Here is a 16941-nt window from a genome sequence, read left to right on the forward strand (position 1 = left end):
GGCGTCAGGCCCCGGGCATACCCGCACCGCCGCTGAGCGCCTCCAGGTCGCTCCTGCGGACCCGGATCACGAACACCGCCGTGACCAGGGCGAGTGCGACCAGCCCCACGGCCGCGTAGAAGGCGGTCGAGATGCCGTGTGCCAGCACCTCGTGGCCCCACGGCGGCGGCAGTTCGTGCGTCCGCCGGAAGACGGCCTGCTGCTCGGGTGTGGCGTGCGCGAGGAAGTCCGGGAGGAGACCGGTGGCCTTGTCGCGGCTCGCGGTGCCGAACACCGTCACCAGGATGGACAGCCCGAGGGAGCCGCCCACCTGCTGCATCGCGTTGAGCAGGCCGGAGGCGGCCCCCGCCTCGTGCTGGGCGACGCCGGAGACGGCCGTCAGGGTCAGCGTGACGAAGTTCAGGCCCATGCCGAAGCCGAAGAGCAGCATCGGGCCGAGGACGCCGCCCACGTAGCTGCTGCCGGGGTCGATCAGGGTCAGCCACGCCATCCCCGAACCGGTCAGCGTCGAGCCGGCGACGAGGAACGGCTTCGGCCCCAGCACCGGCAGGAAGCGGGTCGACAGCCCGGCCCCGGTCACGATCGCCGCGGTGACCGGCAGGAAGGCGAAGCCCGCCGCGATGGGGCTGTAGCCGAGCACGTTCTGCACGAAGATGACGATGAAGAAGAACATGCCGAACATCGCCGCGGCCAGGCTCAGCATCATCAGGTAGGTGCCCGAGCGATTGCGGTCGGCGAACATCCGCAGTGGGGTGATCGGCTCCCGGGCGCGCCGCTCGATCACCACGAAGGCGCAGAGCAGCACGACCGCGGCGGCGAACGAGGACAGGGTCAGGGCGTCCTGCCACCCCGAGTGGGCGGCGCGGATGAAGCCGTAGACGAGAGAGGCCATGCCGAGCGTGGAGGTCACCGCTCCGGCGACGTCGAACCGCCCCGGGTGCCGCTGGGACTCGCCGATGAAGCGCGGGGCCAGGAAGGCGATCAGCAGGCCGATCGGCACGTTGACGAAGAACACCCAGCGCCAGTCGAGCCAGTCGGTGAGCATGCCGCCCGCCAGCAGGCCCACGGCGCCGCCGCCCGCGGAGACCGCGGCGAACACTCCGAAGGCCCGGTTGCGTTCCGGGCCCTCGGGGAAGTTGGTGGTGATCAGCGCGAGCGAGGTCGGCGAGGCTATCGCGCCGCCGACTCCCTGCAGGGAGCGCGCGGCGAGCAATTGCCACGGCTCCTGGGCGAAGCCTCCGAGGAGGGAGGCGAGGGAGAACAGCAGGATGCCGAAGACGAACACCCTGCGCCGTCCCAGGATGTCGCCCGCGCGCCCGCCGAGCAGCAGCAGGCCGCCGAAGGTGAGCGTGTAGGCGTTGAGCACCCAGGACAGGTCGGTGGTGGAGAAGGAGAGCGCGTCCTGGATGTGCGGGAGCGCGATGTTCACAATGGTGGCGTCCAGCACGACCATGAGCTGGCAGGCCGCGATCACCGCGAGTGCGATGCCCGGCCTGCCGTCACGTCGCGCGGCTCCGGGCTTTCGTGGTGAGGTGAGTTGCCCAGTCGTCACGAGGTCCCCCAGTCGGTGACTTAGTGAACGGTCGCGTTCACTGTTTACGACACTAGGGTGATGGTTGTAGTGAACGCAAGCGTTCACTAGAGAGTGAATGAGAAGGTGGCATGGCCATGTCGCAGGGAGCGGCGACCCGTCGTCGCGGGCCCGTTCTGGAGCGGGCGATCCTCGGGGCCGCCCTGGAGCAGCTGAGCACGGTGGGCTGGCGAGGGCTGACCATGGAGGGCGTCGCCGCCGGCGCCCAGACCGGAAAGGCGGCCGTCTACCGCCGCTGGCCGTCCAAGCAGGCGCTCGTCGCGGACGCCCTGCAGACGGCCTTCCCCGAGGTGCCGGACGTCCCGGACCTAGGCGGCCTGCGGGAGGACCTGGTCTTCCTCGTGCTGCGGATGCGCGAGGCGATGTACTCGCGCGGTGGGCTCGCGCTGCGCTCGGTGATCGACGAGTGCGACCAGGAGGCGGCCCACTGCTTCGTGCGGCTGATCATGGAGGGGGTCGTCGAACCCACCAAGCAGCGCATCCTGGACGTGGTCCGGCGCGGCATCGAGCGCGGGGAGGTGCGGCCCGACGCCACCGGCGACATCGTCGCCGACGTCGTGCCCGCGCTGATGATGTACCGGTCGAAGATCGGCGGCCGGGAGATCACCGAGGAGGACCTGATCGAGGTCGTCGACCAGGTGATGCTGCCCCTGCTGCGCCCCTGACGGGGTCGCCGGGCGGCGCGGGTGCCCTGTGGACGCGGCCCCGGCACGACCCCTTGCGCGACCCCCTTGCACGGCCCCGGCGCGACTCCCGCACGCGCTGTGCGGACCTGCTCCGGGGCGGCCCAACACGAGAGCGTAGGCTAAGCCTTGCCATGGTCCACGAACCCCCCACGCACACCGTCGAGCGCTCGCTGCGCGCGACCCTCGGCGTCAAGGTCGTCGCGGGCGTCGACGAGGTCGGACGGGGCGCCTGGGCCGGGCCCGTCACGGTGTGCGCCGCCGTCACCGGGCTGCGACGGGCTCCCGACGGCCTCACCGACTCCAAGCTGCTCACCGTCAGGCGGCGTACCGAACTCGCGGGTGTGCTCACCGGATGGGTGAACTCCTTCGCGCTCGGCCATGCCTCTCCGGAGGAGATCGACGAGGTGGGGATGACCGCCGCGCTGCGGCTCGCCGCCACGCGCGCCCTGGACGCCCTGCCGGTGCGGCCGGACGCGGTGATACTCGACGGGAAGCACGACTACCTCGGTGGCCCCTGGCGTGTGCGCACGGTCATCAAGGGCGACCGTTCGTGCGTGGCCGTGGCGGCCGCGTCCGTGATCGCCAAGGTGCGGCGGGACGCGATGATGGCGGAACTGGGCGTCGACTATGCTCCGTTCGGTTTCGAGGCCAATGCCGGGTACCCTTCGCCGGTGCACCGGGCGGCACTGGAGGAGCTGGGGCCCACCCCCCTCCACCGGCTGTCCTGGGCATACCTCGATACCCTGCCGCGTTGGCAGCATTTGAAGAAGGTCCGGGAGACCGTGGAGGCGGGGGATACGGGTGAGCAACTCGGGTTCGACTTCTGAGCCGAGTTGTGACCTACCCGCCGCTGCGTTGTTCCGGTGCATTTGATAGACATCAGCACATGCCTCTCACCCCCGAGGAGCCTCAGATTCACGAGAGTGTCCCGGGTCCCCGCGTAGCCCCGGCCGCCGGCCGGCCCGCGCCGACCCCCCGCCCCGTACCGGGCTCCGGCCCCCGTCCCGCGCCTCCGCGTCCCGCGCCGCCGCGTGGCGCCCCGGCGGCGAACGCCCGGCCCGGCCGTCCCGGTCCGGCCCGCGGGTCCGTCGTACCCCCGCAGCAGCGCTCGCCGAGGGACTCCGAGGCCGTCGCCTCCGTCTCCGCCGACCCGTCGGCGCAGATCCAGCTCATCCCCGCTTCGGTGGAAGGCGCCCTCGACGCCGCCGACGAGGCCGTCGACCTGCTGCTGGACAGCGGGCGCGCTCCGGGTGAGGTGCTGGTGCTCACCACCGGTGAGGAGCACCCCTGGGCGGCCCACGAGCTGAGCTTCGGCGAGGCGTCCTACTGGGCCCAGCACGACGCCGGCGACGACGTGTTCTACGCCGCCCACGACGCCGAGCGCGCCAAGGGCCGGCCCGTCGTGGTCGTGGCCGTCAACGGCGGCTCCGACGAGACCGTGGCGCATGTCCTGCCCTCCGCGATGGCGCGGGCCGGAATGCTGCTGGTCGTCTGCGGCGACCCCGGGCGGATCAACGCGCTGCTCGGCGTCAACGTCTGATCAGCGCGCCGCCGCGCGGCGCAGGGGCGGCGTCCCGCTGGGACGCAGGCTCGCTGCGCCGCGGCTCGTGGCCGCCGACCAGGAGGCCGCGTTCGGGGTCCGTCCGGTACGGTCCTCGCCCTGGACCCGCCAGCCGTCGTCGGTCACGGTGATGTACGAGCCGGGGCGCAGCCCGTACAGCGAGCAGGCGTCGCGCAGCCCCCACATCCAGGCACCGTCCACCTCGGTCCAGCCTGCTCCGCCGTCGCGGCAGACGAGCAGGACCGCGGTGCGCACCGGCCTGCGCCGCCGCAGGTCGTCCGCGGTGATCCGGCGCAGGTGGACGAGGATCGCGTTGCGCCGCTCCCAGCCGTCGGTGACGTGGGGGCGCTGCGCGAAGGACGCGCTGGCCGTCAGCCGTTCGTCGGGGGAGTAGACGGCGACCACGGCGGTGCCCGGCGCCGGGAGATGCCGTGTGTGGAGGTCGGTGACCACCTCGCGCGGATTGATCAGCAGGGGGATGTCCGCGGCGGTCCATTCGGCGGGCTCGAGGGTGCGATGGCGTCCGGCACGGCGGGAGGAATTCACGGAAGCGGTTTCCGGAGCGAAGCCGATGGCCACGGTCCTCCCTTCGGGTATGCGTCCGCGACCGGGCGTGCGCGGGCATGCCGGTCGTGGGGCTCCAAGAGCCGATGCGGGGATCCAAACTCAATTGTTCCTGTCGCACACGCGGGCGGCAACGGTCATTTTGTCGACCTGTCTGTTATCTGACCCTCCGCCGCTTAGATCCCTTCTCTGTCTCACATGGTGACTACCGGTCAGCCCTGCAGGGCCAGGACCAGCGGAAACACCGCCGTAACTCCGGCTCGGCGCAACAGCCGTGCGGCGACGGCCACGGTCCACCCCGTTTCGGTGAAGTCGTCGACCAGCAGGACCGGGCCCGCGGCCGCGGCAAGCGCGTCGGAGAGGGCGGGCGGAAGGGCGAACGCCCCGTGCAGCGCCCGCAGTCGCTGTGCGCTGTTGCTGCGCGGCACCCGGGAGGGCTCCAGCTCACCGCTGTGCGCCACCTCGCCGAGAAGCGGCATGCGGCCGATCTCGGCGATGCGCGCGCCGAGCGAGGCGATGAGCTGCGGCCGGGTGTGCGAGGCGACGGTGACGACGCCGACGGGTCGCTGCGGGGCGTCGGGTTCACCGCTCGCCCAGCCGCCCGGGCCCTTCGCCCAGTCCGCCAGCACCTGCACCACGGCCTGCGCCACGTCGTCCGGAACGGGCCCGTCCTTCGCGTTCTCGGCGAACAGCGGGCGCAGGCGGTTGCCCCAGCCGATGTCGGACAGCCGCCCCAGGGCCCGGCCGGTGGCGGCCTGTTCGCCCGCCGGGATCTTCCCCTTCAGGTCGATGCCGATCGCGGGCAGGCCGGTCGGCCACATCCGGCGGGGCTCGACCTCCACCCCGGGGCGCCCGAGGGCGGCCCGCGCCGCCTCCAGGGCCTCGCGGGAGACCTCCGCGGCGAACCGGGGCCCGGCGCAGTTGTCGCAGCGCCCGCAGGGAGCGGCCTCCTCGTCGTCGAGCTGACGGCGCAGGTACTCCATGCGGCACATCGAGGTCGTGGCGTAGTCCCGCATCGCCTGCTGCTCGGCCTTGCGCTGCCGGTCGACCCACGCGTACCGCTCGGTGTCGTACGCCCAGGGCCGGCCCGTCGCAGTCCAGCCGCCGCGCACCCTGTGCACGGCGCCGTCCACGTCGAGCACCTTCAGCATGGTCTCCAGCCGGTTGCGACGCAGGTCCACCCGGGTCTCGAGTGCGGGGACGGACATCGGCCCCTCGGCGGCGGCCAGGGTCTCCAGGGTGCGCCGTACCTGTTCCTCACGGGGGAAGGCGAGCGAGGCGAAGTAGCGCCAGATCGCCTCGTCCTCGGGCCCCGGGAGCAGCAGCACCTCCGCGTGGTCGACACCGCGTCCGGCGCGGCCCACCTGCTGGTAGTAGGCGATGGGGGAGGAGGGGGAGCCCAGGTGCACCACGAAGCCCAGGTCCGGCTTGTCGAAGCCCATGCCCAGCGCCGAGGTGGCGACCAGCGCCTTGACCTCGTTGTTCAGCAGCGCGGCCTCGGCGGCCCGGCGGTCGGCGTCCTCGGTGCGCCCCGAGTAGGCGGCGACCCGGTGACCGCGCTGCCGGAGGAATGCGGTGACCTCCTCCGCGGCCGCCACCGTCAGGGTGTAGACGATGCCGGAGCCCGGGAGGTCGCCGATGTGGTCGGCGAGCCAGGCGAGCCGGTGCGCGGCGTCGGGCATGCGCAGCACTCCGAGCGACAGGCTCTCGCGCTCCAGCGGCCCGCGCAGCACCAGGGCGCCCTCGTGGTCGCCGGTCCCCAACTGCTCGGCGACGTCGGCCGTCACGCGCGCGTTGGCGGTGGCGGTCGTGGCCAGCACCGGCACACCCGGTGTGAGGTCGGCGAGCATCGTCCGCAACCGGCGGTAGTCGGGCCGGAAGTCGTGGCCCCAGTCGGAGATGCAGTGGGCCTCGTCGACCACGAGCAACCCCGTGGTGGAGGCCAGCTTGGGCAGGACCTGGTCCCGGAAGTCGGGGTTGTTGAGCCGTTCCGGGCTCACCAGCAGGACGTCGACCTCCCCCGAGGCGACCTCGGCCTGCACCGTGTCCCATTCCTCGGGGTTGGCCGAGTTGATCGTGCGGGCGCGGATGCCGGCGCGGTCGGCGGCGTCGATCTGGTTCCGCATCAGCGCCAGCAGCGGGGAGACGATCACCGTGGGACCGCTGCCCCGCTCGCGCAGCAGCGCGGTGGCCACGAAGTACACCGCCGACTTGCCCCAGCCCGTGCGCTGCACCACCAGGGCCCGGCGGCCGTGCGCGACCAGCGCCTCGACGGCGAGCCACTGGTCCTCGCGCAGGCGGGCGGTGCCCGTCGGGTCCCCGACGAGCCGGCTGAGGATCGTGTCGGCGGCGGTGCGCAGTGCGGTGGTCATGCCCCCATGCAACCCGATGGGACCGACACCGCGCCAACCGCGCGGAAGCGACCTGTGGACAACTCGCCTCCGATAATTGTGATGATATGCGTGAGTTATCCACAGGTTTTGGAGGGGTCTGGCGGAGATCGGCGGCGTACGGGACCTTCGGATCATGACTCAGCACACCGAATCCCCCCGTCCCTCGGACGACCCGAAGGTCACGCTGCGCAGCCCGGCCGAACTCGCCGCGGCGCTTCCCTACCTGTGCGGTTTCCACCCCGACGACAGCATTCTGATGATCGCCCTGCACGGCGAGCGCGGCCGCTTCGGCGGCAGGGCCCGGCTCGGCATCCCCCGGGACGCCGTCGAGTGGCCCGGCGCCGCCCAGCAGTTGGCGGAGTGCCTGGTGAACGGCAGCGAGCAGCGCGGCGCACGGCCGGACGCGATCGTGCTCTTCCTCGTCCAGGAACCCGCTCCCGGCGAGGACCCCCACCAGGTCATGGAACGGCTGCGCCCGCTGGCGCAGCGGCTGCGGGTCGCCTGCGGCACCCTCGACGTCCCCGTGGTCGAGGCGCTGTGCGTCTCCTCCGGCCGCTGGTGGTCCTACTGCTGCCCGGATTCGGAGCGGTTCCCGCGCGAGGGCATCGGGATCACGCACTCCGGCGATTCCGTGATGGCCGCGGCGGCCGCTTACGCGGGCCTGCGCATCAACGGCTCCCTCAAGGAGATGGAGGAGCGCCTCACCCCGCCGCCGCCCGGCGCACCGGCGTCCGCGGCCCGTGCCGACGCCCTGGACGCGGCGGCCGCCGCCCTCGTCCCGCGCATGCTGGAGAGGGACGACTCCGACGAGGTACGGCGCACCACTCTGCGCCTGCTGCGGGAGGCGCTCGAGCGTTTCCGGGCCACCACACCCGTGGGGGACGGGCCGGAGGCCGACAGCGACGACGACGCGCTGCTGGACGACGACGAGGCCGCCTCGATGATCCTCGGGCTGCAGGACCGCGCCACCCGCGACGAGGCAGCCGAGTGGATGGACCCGCCGCACACCGACCCGGCGGTGCGCCTGTGGCGGGCCCTCGCCCGGCGCTGCGTCGAGCCGTACCACGAGCACGCCGCCGCGCCCCTGACCCTCGCCGGCTGGGTGGCGTGGTCCGCCGGGGACGAGGCGACGGCCCGCGTGGCCTTCGGCCGCGCCCTGAACCTCGCCCCGGACTACACCTTCGCCCGGCTGCTCCACGCCGCCGTCAACAACGGCCTCTCGCCGGAGCCGCTGCGCCGCTACCTGCGTCGGCAGAGCATCGCCCGGGCCCGCCGGGCAGCGCTGCTCACAGCTCGCCGCGGACCAGCCGGATCAGCCGGTCGAGGACCAGGCCGCCGCTCACCCGGAGCCCGTCGTGCTCGTACTCGTCGGTGACCCAGGTGCGCAGGCCGCGGACGGAGCGCGCGGTGGCGAGCGAGTCGGCCGTGTCCACGTACATGTCGTCGTGGTAGACGGCCGCCGCCACCGGCACCTCGTTGCGCGCCAGCCGGTCCGGGTCGTACAGGTCGGGCCACTCCTCGTGCTGCGCCAGGTGGTGAGCCGTCTCGCGCAGCGGCGTCAGCGCGGGGTCGGTGGCGAACATCCAGGGGTAGATCATCTCGCCGGTGAGAAGCACCGGCGCGTCGTCCGCCAGCGGCTTGTCGACATCGAACTGCGGGAACTCGGCCCGGACCGACTCGGCCGCCCAGCCGATAGCCCTCGGCGAGACCGAACGCTGGCCGTAGATCGACTCGTGGATCACGGCGTAGAGCGGATTGCCCGCGAACGACAGATGGCCCTGGACCTCGGCGAGGAAGGAGTCCGAGAGCTGCAGGCCGGACCCCCCGGTCACGAAGGCGTCCTCGAGCAGGTAGTGCAGGGTGTGCGAGCCGGTGCCCGTGCCGAGCAGCATCCCGGTGGCCTGGAAGGCCTCCGCGGTCAGCAGACCGCCGTCCGGGAGCCTGACCTCGCGCTCGCGCAGGTGCCGTACGACCGAGCGGACCGTCTCGACGTCCTCCGGGTAACGCGCGTAGTGCGCGGCGTTCTTCCGCTCCACACGGGGATAGGCGGCCCGGTAGACGTCCTCGGCCGTGCTGCGCAGGCCGGCGAGGCCGCCGGTCACGAACGCCTCGCGGATGCCCTCGGGGGCGAAGGACAGGTAGGTGAGCGTGCAGAACCCGCCGTAGCTCTGGCCGAGCAGGCTCCACCGGCCGTCCTCACCGAGCAACTCCCGGCGGATGAACTCGCAGTCGCGGACGATCGAGTCGGCCCGGAAGTGCTCCAGGTAGCGGGCCTGTGCCGAGGCGTCCCCGCGCAGCGGCAGGGTCTGCCGGTTCGCCGGGGTGGAACGGCCGGTGCCCCGCTGGTCGAGCAGCAGAACCCGGTAGTCGTCCAGGGCGCGGGTGAGCCAGCCGTCGCGGCCCAGTGGCCGCGGCGACCGGCCGCCCGGCCCGCCCTGGAGGAACAGCAGCCAGGGCAGCGGATCTCGTTCCTTCCCGGCTGCCACGACCTCCCGTGCGTACACCTCGATCCGTTCACCGCCCGGGTCCGCGTGGTCGAGCGGCACCTGGAAGGTGTGGTCGGTGATGACGGTTCCCGGCTGGCGGTAGACGGCCATGGCTCTCTTTCCGGTGATACGGACGGCTTCCCGATCAGGAACGGTAGACGGCGCGTGACCCGAGTGCCCACACGGCCGTTCTCGTGGGTAGTGGCGGCAGCGCCCGAGCGACCGATCCGACGTGGAGGTGGCATGAGCCCGCAGCCGGTCAACCGGCCGCCCCGGCAGGACCGGGGGCCGCAGCCGGTGCACGACGCCGTGATGTGCGTCGCGGCCCCGGCCCTCGCGGTCTCACCGGAGCACGGACAACTGGACGGAAGCGGCCTCGGCGGCTTCTACCAGGGCGGCCGCCGGGTACTGGCCCGCTGCGAGCTGCGGGTCGCGGGGGTGCCCCCGGTCCCCGTGCAGGGCGGGCTCGTCACGGCCGGGCGGGCGCGGTTCACCTCCGTCGCCCGCGTTCCCGGTGACACGGCGCCCGACCCGGCCCTCACAGTCGAAAGGCTCCGGACGGCCGGGGGCACCGAGCGCGTCACCGTCCACAACACCGGATCGCGCGCCCTGCGCATCCCGTTCGAGGTGGCCCTGGCGACCGACCTCGCCGAACTGGCGGCCATCGCGGCCGGATCCTCCGGGCCGGAGCTGCAGCCCAGCGTGTGCGACGGGGGGCTGCAGTGGTCGGCGGAAGGCCTGCGGGCCCGGGTCACCGCCGTGCCGGCGCCCGAGAGCGCCATGGCCTCCGCCGGGCTGCTGTGCTGGGAGTTGGCGCTGCCGGCCGGGGCGTCCCGCACGATCGAACTGCGCGCGACACTTGAGCCGGCCGTGGCCGGTGTGAACGGCGGATCCGCGCCGGCGGTCCCCGTGCCCTGGTCGGCCCCGGAGATCCGCGGCGGCGACGGCCGGGCGGACATGCTGCTGCGCGCGGCCCTCGACGACCTGCGGGCGCTGCTGCTGCGCGACTCCGGGCACCCCTTGGACGTCCATGTGGCGGCCGGCGCCCCGTGGCGGCTCGGGCCCGCCCCGGCCGACGCCCTGTGGGCGGCCCGCATGCTGCTGCCGCTGGGCACCCGCCTGGCGGCCGGCACCCTGCGGGCGTTCGCCCGCCGTCAGGACCCGGAGACCGGCGGGCTGCCGGGCCCACTGCGCCATGCCGGGCCGCATCTGCCGCCCACCTGCTCCGGAGTGGAGGCCGGGCTGCTCTTCGTCACGCTGCTCGCCGAGGCACGCCGGTGGGGACTCCCGGAGCGGGAGACCGAACAACTGCTGCCGGCCGTCGAGCGCAGCCTGTGGTGGCTGCGGTCCGTCGCGGGCGAGGGGGGATACGTCCCCGACCCCGTGCCGGGCGGCCCCCTGCGCTGTGACGTGCAGGCCCACGCCCACCGGGCCATGCTGCACGGCGCCGACCTGCTGCAGGCCCACGGACGCCCGGGCGCGGAGGAGTGGCGGGAGCGGGCCGAGGCACTGCGCCGCAGGTTCCGGGAGGACTTCTGGCTGGACGACCCCGCCGGCGGGAGCCCGGCCGCCGCGCTCACCCCGGACGGAAGACCCGTGCCCCACCTGGGTTCGGCCGCCGCCCACCTGCTCGACACCGGTCTGCTGGGCGGCTGCGAACTCGCCCCCGGCCTGCTGGACAAGGTGCAGACGGAACAGCTCGCCCGCCTCCTCGCGGCACCGGAGCTCGACTCGGGATGGGGGCTGCGGACCCTGTCCGCCAAGGCCCCCGGTTACAACCCCTTCGGCCACCGCGGCGGAGCGGTACGGGTCCACGAGACGGCCGTCGCGGTCGCCGGGCTGTCGGCGGCCGGCCACGAGCGCGAGGCCGCGGCGCTGCTGCTGGGCGTGCTGGACGCGGCCGGTGCGTTCGGGCACCGGCTGCCCGAGATGTACGCGGGGGAACAGCGGGACGACTCCCGCCGTCCCGCCCCGCACCCGACGGCCTCGCGGCCCGCCGCGGTGGCCGCCGCGGGCGCCGTCCACATGCTGATGGCCCTCGCCGGCATCCGCCCCGATGCCCCCGAACGCATGGTGGTCGTACGGCCGCCGGCCGCTGCCCCGCTCGGCGACCTCGCCCTCGCCGGGCTGCGGGTGGCCGAGGAGCCCTTCGCGCTGCGGATCGGCCCGTCCGGCACGGCCGTGATCGAGGAGGCGGCTCCCGGACTCCAGCTCGGTGCCTGAATCCCCGGGCGCCGGCAGGCGCCGGGCCGCCGCCCTGACGTCGAACAACAGGCCGAGACCGAGTCGCGTCATCCCGTCAACCTGCTGTTTATCGTCAGGCAGACGACTATGATCGCGGGCATGGCGCCCTACGACCCGTCAGCTTTCCCGCCCTTCGCCGTCACTGTCGATCTCGTCGTGCTCACAGTGCGCAGCCACGCCCTGTGCGCCCTCGCGGTCCGCCGCGGTGAACCGCCCTACCAGGGCCGGTGGGCGCTGCCCGGCGGCTTCGTACGCGGCGACGAGGACCTCTCCGGGGCGGCCGCCCGCGAACTGGAGGAGGAGACCGGGCTGCGCGCGGGCAGCGGGGTCCACCTCGAGCAGCTGGCCACCTACGGCGACCCCAAGCGCGACCCGCGCATGCGCGTGGTGAGCGTCGCCCACCTCGTGCTCGCCCCGGACCTGCCCGCGCCCCGTGCCGGGGGCGACGCCCGCAGCGCCCGCTGGGCCCCGGTCGAGGAGTTGCTGCGCAACGGCGAGGAGGGCGCCCTCGCCTTCGACCACACGCGCATCCTGGCCGACGGCGTGGAGCGCGCCCGTTCCAAACTCGAGTACTCGGCGCTGGCCACCGCCTTCTGCCCGCCCGAGTTCACCGTCGGCGAGCTGCGCCGGGTCTACGAGGCGGTGTGGGGCGTCGCCCTCGACCCGCGCAACTTCCACCGCAAGGTGACGGGGACGGTCGGCTTCCTCGTCCCCACCGGCGGCACGACGACCCGTCAGGGCGGCCGTCCCGCACAGCTGTTCCGTGCGGGCGGTGCAACCATCCTGAATCCACCCATGTTGCGACCAGAGGTGTAAATTCCGGGCCATTTGCGCGTTATGGTGCAATGGTGATCCAGGCCATCGGATTGACCAGTGCGTCCCGGGGCGACGAGCCCCCTGCCGTCGACGACCTCACCTTCGACGCCCGCCCCGGCGAGATCACCGTCCTGCTCGGCGACAGCGGCGCAGGCAAGTCCACCGTCCTGCGGCTGATGCTGGAACTCGAACCGGGCCGCGGCATCACGCTGTTCGGCGGGCGCCCCCTGCACCGCCACACCCATCCGGCGAACGCGGTGGGCGTGCTCCTCGGCGACGTCCCCGGTCACCCCTCCCGGACCGCGCGCGGCCACCTGCGCATGCTCGCCGCCGCGGCCGGGGCCCCGGCCGAACGCGCCGACCAGGTCCTGGAGATCGTGGGCCTGCGCGAGACGGCCGGACGCCGTCTGTCGACCTTCTCCCTCGGCATGGACCGGCGCCTGGGCGTTGCCGCGGCCCTGCTCGGCGACCCGCCCGCGCTGGTCCTGGACGACCCCGCCCAAGGGCTCTCCCCGCACGACACCGCCTGGTTGTACGGTCTGCTCAAGGCGTACGCGGCGCGCGGCGGCGCCGTCGTGGTCACCTCCACCGACCCCAAGGCGGCAGGCCGGCTCGGCGATCGCGTCGTCACCGTGGACAAGGGCCGGCTCGTCGCCGACCAGTCCGCCCACGAGTTCGGCCGCCGGCGGCTGCGCCCGTACGTGGCCGTCCAGTCGCCGCAGGCCGAACGCCTGGGTCTGCTGCTGACCGGCGACGGGACCGAGATCACCCACGAGAGCGGCAGCCGCATCCGCGTGCACGGCCGGACCACCGCCCAGGTCGGTGAAGCCGCCTTCCGGAACGGGATCCTCCTGCACCGCCTCGCGGACGAGGTCGCCGACACCGGCGTTCCCGAGGCTCCCCAAGCCGCCCGGCCCGCCGCGCCCCTGGCGGTCGCCCGTGCCGCCGTGCCGCCCGCCGGTCCCGCCCGGCCCGTGCGCTACGAACTGCGCCGCCTGACGGGCGTCCGCGGCCCCTGGCTGATCGCGCTGGCCTCCGTCCTGGTCTCGGGCCTGGCGACCCTGGCGCTGCTGCGCACGGGGCACCACACCTTCTCCCTGCGCCTGCTGACCGGCTGGTCGCACTCCCTGCCCCTGCCACCCACCGCGTTGGGCGGCGGGCTCCTTGGCGCGCTCGCCTACGGCCAGGAGTTCCGCTACCCCGCGCTGGCCCCCGCGCACGCGCCCGTACCCCGTCAACTCCGGCTGCTGCTGGTCAAACTCGTCGTCAACGGGTCCGCGACGGTGCTGGTGGCCCTCCTGGGAGCCGCCCTCGGCCTCGTCGTGATGCGTCTCGAGCCGGGGGCGGGCGCTCCGCCCGCGCCGTTCGCGCTGGCCTCCACCACGGCGGCCTCGGCGGCCCTCGCGCTCGTCTGCTGCTGGGCCGGGGTGCTCGCGGCCGGGGTGTTCCGCACCACGGCGCTCGGGATGGCCGGTGTCCTGGCGGTTCCGCTGCTGGTGGCCCCGGTGGTGCGGCGGGCGGCGTCCGCCCCGGCGATCGACGTGGCCCGCCTGGCGACCCAACCGGTCCGCTATTCCTTCGTTTTGTCGCTCTTCGCTCTCTTGTGTGCCTATGTGGCAACGGTCTTGCGCCGGAGAAACCCCATTTCCTTCCGATAAAGCGTCAATTATCAGGTGATGAGTGCTCACCCTTTCGTGTGCTTTTCAGGAAAGCCCTCAAGGCCTCCCGCGCCATCGCCGACAAATGATGCGTGAGTACCCTTGCGCACACCATGATGACCGCGGCCCGCCCCGCCGACCCGAGTCTCGGCGGCGGGGACACCGACCGCTATCCGTACGCCGACACCCCCGCCGGCCTCGACCGCCCGGGCGGCGTACCGTCCTGGGACGGCGGCGACGCCGACATGGGCCGGGTCGGCCGTCGCGCCGCCGGGAGCCGTGGCCGCGGGCTGCACGGCCAACTCGTCCAGCAACTCGGCCAGATGATCGTCTCCGGCGATCTCGGCGCCGACCGCCCGCTCGTCCCCGAGGAGATCGGCCAGCGATTCGAGGTCTCCCGCACCGTCGTCCGAGAGTCGCTGCGGGTGCTGGAGGCCAAGGGCCTCGTCAGCGCCCGGCCCAACGTCGGCACCCGGGTCCGCCCGGTCAGCGACTGGAACCTGCTCGACCCCGACATCATCGAATGGCGGGCCTTCGGTCCGCAGCGCGACGACCAGCGTCGCGAGCTGTTCGAACTGCGCTGGACGATCGAGCCCCTGGCCGCCCGCCTCGCGGCGGGTCACGGCCGCGAGGACGTCCAGCAGCGGCTCATGGACATGACCGACATCATGGCCCACGCGGTGGGACAGGGTGACGGCCTCACCTTCTCCCGGGCGGACGCCGAGTTCCACGGCCTGCTGCTGCAGGTCGCGGGCAACCGGATGCTGGAGCACCTGTCCGGCATCGTCACCTCCGCCCTGCAGGTCTCCGGCGGCCCCGTCACCGGCTGCGAGCGCCCCGGTGAACACTCGGTGGCCCTGCACACGCGGGTCGTCGAGGCGCTGGCCGCCTCCGACGGTGCCGAGGCGGAGACCGCGATGCGCCAGCTGCTCGCCGTCCACCCCGACGCGGGCCCCGGCGGTCCGGCGGACCACGTCGTGCCCGCCCCCCGCGAGCACTGACCGGCCCCGCACAGCACGAGACGGCACCGACTTCCGCCGCCGGCCCACGCCCTCCGGGCCCGGCGGCGGAGCCGTCCGCCGTGTTTGGCACCCCTGTCCGACCGGGCATGGTCGGGGCGTGCACGGGAAGTGTCCTGCTATCGACGCTTTGGCGCCGATCCGGGGTGTGACTCGGACCACGTAGGGCCGGGCGTAACGCTCTCGGCGGCAGCGCGATGAGCTTAGAGGTGGCGGCCGTGCGAGGAATATCCGCGACGAACATGACGCTGAGTTGCAGCGCGGTTCCCACCGTAGTCGTTTTCCATCGTTCCGAGAGGTTGTTCGTGTCGGCCAGCACATCCCGTACGCTCCCGCCGGAGATCGCCGAGTCCGAGTCTCTGATGGCGCTCATCGAGCGGGGTAAGGCTCAGGGTCAGATCGCCGGCGACGACGTGCGCCGAGCCTTCGAAGCGGACCAGATCCCGGCAACCCAGTGGAAGAACGTTCTGCGCAGCCTCAACCAGGTCCTCGACGAGGAGGGTGTGACGCTGATGGTGAGTGCCGCCGAGGCGCCCAAGCGCACCCGTAAGAGCGTCGCAGCCAAGAGCCCGGCGAAGCGTACTGCCACCAAGACCGTCGCCACCAAGGCCGCCCCGGTCAAGAAGACCGTCGCCGCCAAGGCCACCGCGGCCCCCGCCCCCACCGTGGCGGAGCCCGTGGGGGAGGCGGAGGACGAGGCCGTGGCACCCGCGAAGAAGGCCGTCGCCAAGAAGACTGCGGCGAAGAAGACCACCGCGACCGCCAAGAAGACCGCCGCCAAGAAGACCACCGCCACCAAGGCCAAGAAGGACGACGAACTCGCCGAGGGCGAGGAGCTCCTCGAGGACGTCGCCCCCGGCAAGGACGAGGACGGCCCCGCCGCCGAGACCGAGGCGGAGAGCTTTGTGCTGTCCGACGAGGACGAGGACGACGCGCCCGCTCAGCAGGTCGCCGCGGCCGGCGCCACCGCCGACCCGGTGAAGGACTACCTCAAGCAGATCGGCAAGGTCCCGCTGCTCAACGCAGAGCAGGAGGTGGAGCTCGCCAAGCGCATCGAGGCCGGTCTGTTCGCCGAGGACAAGCTGGCCCAGGCCGACAAGCTCGCCCCCAAGCTCAAGCGCGAGCTGGAGATCATCGCCGAGGACGGCCGCTGGGCCAAGAACCACCTCCTGGAGGCCAACCTCCGTCTGGTGGTCTCGCTGGCCAAGCGCTACACCGGCCGCGGCATGCTCTTCCTGGACCTGATCCAGGAGGGCAACCTCGGTCTGATCCGTGCCGTCGAGAAGTTCGACTACACCAAGGGCTTCAAGTTCTCGACGTACGCGACCTGGTGGATCCGCCAGGCGATCACCCGCGCGATGGCCGACCAGGCCCGCACCATCCGCATCCCGGTGCACATGGTCGAGGTCATCAACAAGCTGGCCCGCGTCCAGCGCCAGATGCTCCAGGACCTGGGCCGCGAGCCCACCCCGGAGGAGCTGGCCAAGGAACTCGACATGACCCCCGAGAAGGTCATCGAGGTCCAGAAGTACGGCCGCGAGCCCATCTCGCTGCACACCCCGCTCGGCGAGGACGGCGACAGCGAGTTCGGTGACCTCATCGAGGACTCCGAGGCGGTCGTGCCGGCCGACGCGGTCAGCTTCACGCTGCTGCAGGAGCAGCTGCACTCGGTGCTCGACACGCTCAGTGAGCGCGAGGCGGGCGTGGTCTCCATGCGCTTCGGCCTCACCGACGGCCAGCCGAAGACGCTGGACGAGATCGGCAAGGTGTACGGGGTCACCCGTGAGCGCATCCGCCAGATCGAGTCCAAGACCATGTCCAAGCTGCGGCACCCGTCGCGTTCCCAGGTGCTGCGCGACTACCTGGACTGATCGGGCAGGACGCCCCGACGGGCCCGCGGGCGCCACGGCCGGCGCGGGCCCC

Annotated in this window: 13 protein-coding genes; 9 read left to right on the forward strand and 4 right to left on the reverse strand. The window is 73.0% G+C overall.

Translation table 11 applies throughout. The features are described 5' to 3' along the window. Positions 1-4: 4 nt before the first annotated feature. On the reverse strand, positions 5-1552 hold the full coding sequence (locus ACFW3D_RS17575; RefSeq protein ID WP_500505031.1) for an MFS transporter: 1548 nt from the start codon (positions 1550-1552) through the stop codon (positions 5-7). 110 nt (positions 1553-1662) lie between these two features. Between ACFW3D_RS17575 and ACFW3D_RS17580 the strand changes: the two genes are divergently transcribed. The 3 genes from ACFW3D_RS17580 to ACFW3D_RS17590 all read left to right on the forward strand — a co-directional run bounded on the left by ACFW3D_RS17580 (position 1663) and on the right by ACFW3D_RS17590 (position 3817). After that, the gene (locus tag ACFW3D_RS17580; RefSeq protein WP_500505032.1) at positions 1663-2256 is read left to right on the forward strand and encodes a TetR/AcrR family transcriptional regulator; all 594 of its coding nucleotides are present in this window, start codon (positions 1663-1665) and stop codon (positions 2254-2256) included. A gap of 152 nt (positions 2257-2408) precedes the next feature. Next, on the forward strand, positions 2409-3104 hold the full coding sequence (gene rnhB / locus ACFW3D_RS17585; RefSeq protein ID WP_500505034.1) for a ribonuclease HII: 696 nt from the start codon (positions 2409-2411) through the stop codon (positions 3102-3104). Between the two features lie 59 nt (positions 3105-3163). After that, entirely contained in the window at positions 3164-3817 is a 654-nt protein-coding gene (locus ACFW3D_RS17590; protein WP_500505035.1) for a hypothetical protein, read from the forward strand. Here the strand turns inward: ACFW3D_RS17590 and ACFW3D_RS17595 are convergent, their stop codons facing one another. Both ACFW3D_RS17595 and ACFW3D_RS17600 read right to left on the reverse strand, forming a co-directional pair. Beyond that, on the reverse strand, positions 3818-4417 hold the full coding sequence (locus ACFW3D_RS17595) for a hypothetical protein (RefSeq protein WP_500505036.1): 600 nt from the start codon (positions 4415-4417) through the stop codon (positions 3818-3820). It lies immediately after the preceding gene. A gap of 197 nt (positions 4418-4614) precedes the next feature. Next, on the reverse strand, positions 4615-6774 hold the full coding sequence (locus ACFW3D_RS17600) for a RecQ family ATP-dependent DNA helicase (RefSeq protein WP_500505037.1): 2160 nt from the start codon (positions 6772-6774) through the stop codon (positions 4615-4617). A gap of 154 nt (positions 6775-6928) precedes the next feature. On the opposite strand from ACFW3D_RS17600, the gene ACFW3D_RS17605 reads away from it, so the two are divergent. After that, entirely contained in the window at positions 6929-8170 is a 1242-nt protein-coding gene (locus tag ACFW3D_RS17605; RefSeq protein ID WP_500505038.1) for a DUF4192 domain-containing protein, read from the forward strand. Here ACFW3D_RS17605 and ACFW3D_RS17610 read toward each other — a convergent pair. After that, on the reverse strand, positions 8082-9392 hold the full coding sequence (locus ACFW3D_RS17610; protein WP_500505039.1) for an alpha/beta fold hydrolase: 1311 nt from the start codon (positions 9390-9392) through the stop codon (positions 8082-8084). The two genes, ACFW3D_RS17605 and ACFW3D_RS17610, sit on opposite strands and share 89 nt — an antisense overlap. 132 nt (positions 9393-9524) lie before the next feature. Between ACFW3D_RS17610 and ACFW3D_RS17615 the strand changes: the two genes are divergently transcribed. From ACFW3D_RS17615 to ACFW3D_RS17635, 5 genes are all read left to right on the forward strand, one after another. Next, the gene (locus tag ACFW3D_RS17615; RefSeq protein WP_500505040.1) at positions 9525-11504 is read left to right on the forward strand and encodes a glycogen debranching N-terminal domain-containing protein; all 1980 of its coding nucleotides are present in this window, start codon (positions 9525-9527) and stop codon (positions 11502-11504) included. Between the two features lie 108 nt (positions 11505-11612). After that, positions 11613-12341 carry an NUDIX hydrolase gene (locus ACFW3D_RS17620; protein ID WP_500505042.1) on the forward strand — a complete coding sequence of 243 codons (729 nt, stop codon included), beginning with the start codon at positions 11613-11615 and terminating at the stop codon, positions 12339-12341. Positions 12342-12370: 29 nt separating this feature from the next. Then, positions 12371-13999: an ATP-binding cassette domain-containing protein gene (locus tag ACFW3D_RS17625; protein WP_500505043.1), complete on the forward strand. Its 1629-nt coding sequence runs from the start codon at positions 12371-12373 to the stop codon at positions 13997-13999. Between the two features lie 92 nt (positions 14000-14091). Further along, on the forward strand, positions 14092-15000 hold the full coding sequence (locus ACFW3D_RS17630; protein WP_500505044.1) for a FadR/GntR family transcriptional regulator: 909 nt from the start codon (positions 14092-14094) through the stop codon (positions 14998-15000). Between the two features lie 323 nt (positions 15001-15323). Then, complete coding sequence (locus tag ACFW3D_RS17635) at positions 15324-16889, forward strand: RNA polymerase sigma factor (protein ID WP_500505045.1); 1566 nt, start codon at positions 15324-15326, stop codon at positions 16887-16889. Positions 16890-16941: the final 52 nt, after the last annotated feature.

Source organism: Streptomyces sp. NPDC058864 (assembly GCF_042742985.1).
GTDB lineage: Bacteria > Actinomycetota > Actinomycetes > Streptomycetales > Streptomycetaceae > Actinacidiphila.

Coding starts and splice junctions, on each gene's coding strand:
- ACFW3D_RS17610 (WP_500505039.1), bottom strand. CDS start 9,392: ATGGCCGTCTACCGCCAGCCGGGAACCGTCATCACCGACCACACCTTC.
- ACFW3D_RS17580 (WP_500505032.1), top strand. CDS start 1,663: ATGGCCATGTCGCAGGGAGCGGCGACCCGTCGTCGCGGGCCCGTTCTG.
- ACFW3D_RS17605 (WP_500505038.1), top strand. CDS start 6,929: ATGACTCAGCACACCGAATCCCCCCGTCCCTCGGACGACCCGAAGGTC.
- rnhB (WP_500505034.1), top strand. CDS start 2,409: ATGGTCCACGAACCCCCCACGCACACCGTCGAGCGCTCGCTGCGCGCG.
- ACFW3D_RS17620 (WP_500505042.1), top strand. CDS start 11,613: ATGATCGCGGGCATGGCGCCCTACGACCCGTCAGCTTTCCCGCCCTTC.
- ACFW3D_RS17590 (WP_500505035.1), top strand. CDS start 3,164: ATGCCTCTCACCCCCGAGGAGCCTCAGATTCACGAGAGTGTCCCGGGT.
- ACFW3D_RS17625 (WP_500505043.1), top strand. CDS start 12,371: ATGGTGATCCAGGCCATCGGATTGACCAGTGCGTCCCGGGGCGACGAG.
- ACFW3D_RS17600 (WP_500505037.1), bottom strand. CDS start 6,774: ATGACCACCGCACTGCGCACCGCCGCCGACACGATCCTCAGCCGGCTC.
- ACFW3D_RS17615 (WP_500505040.1), top strand. CDS start 9,525: ATGAGCCCGCAGCCGGTCAACCGGCCGCCCCGGCAGGACCGGGGGCCG.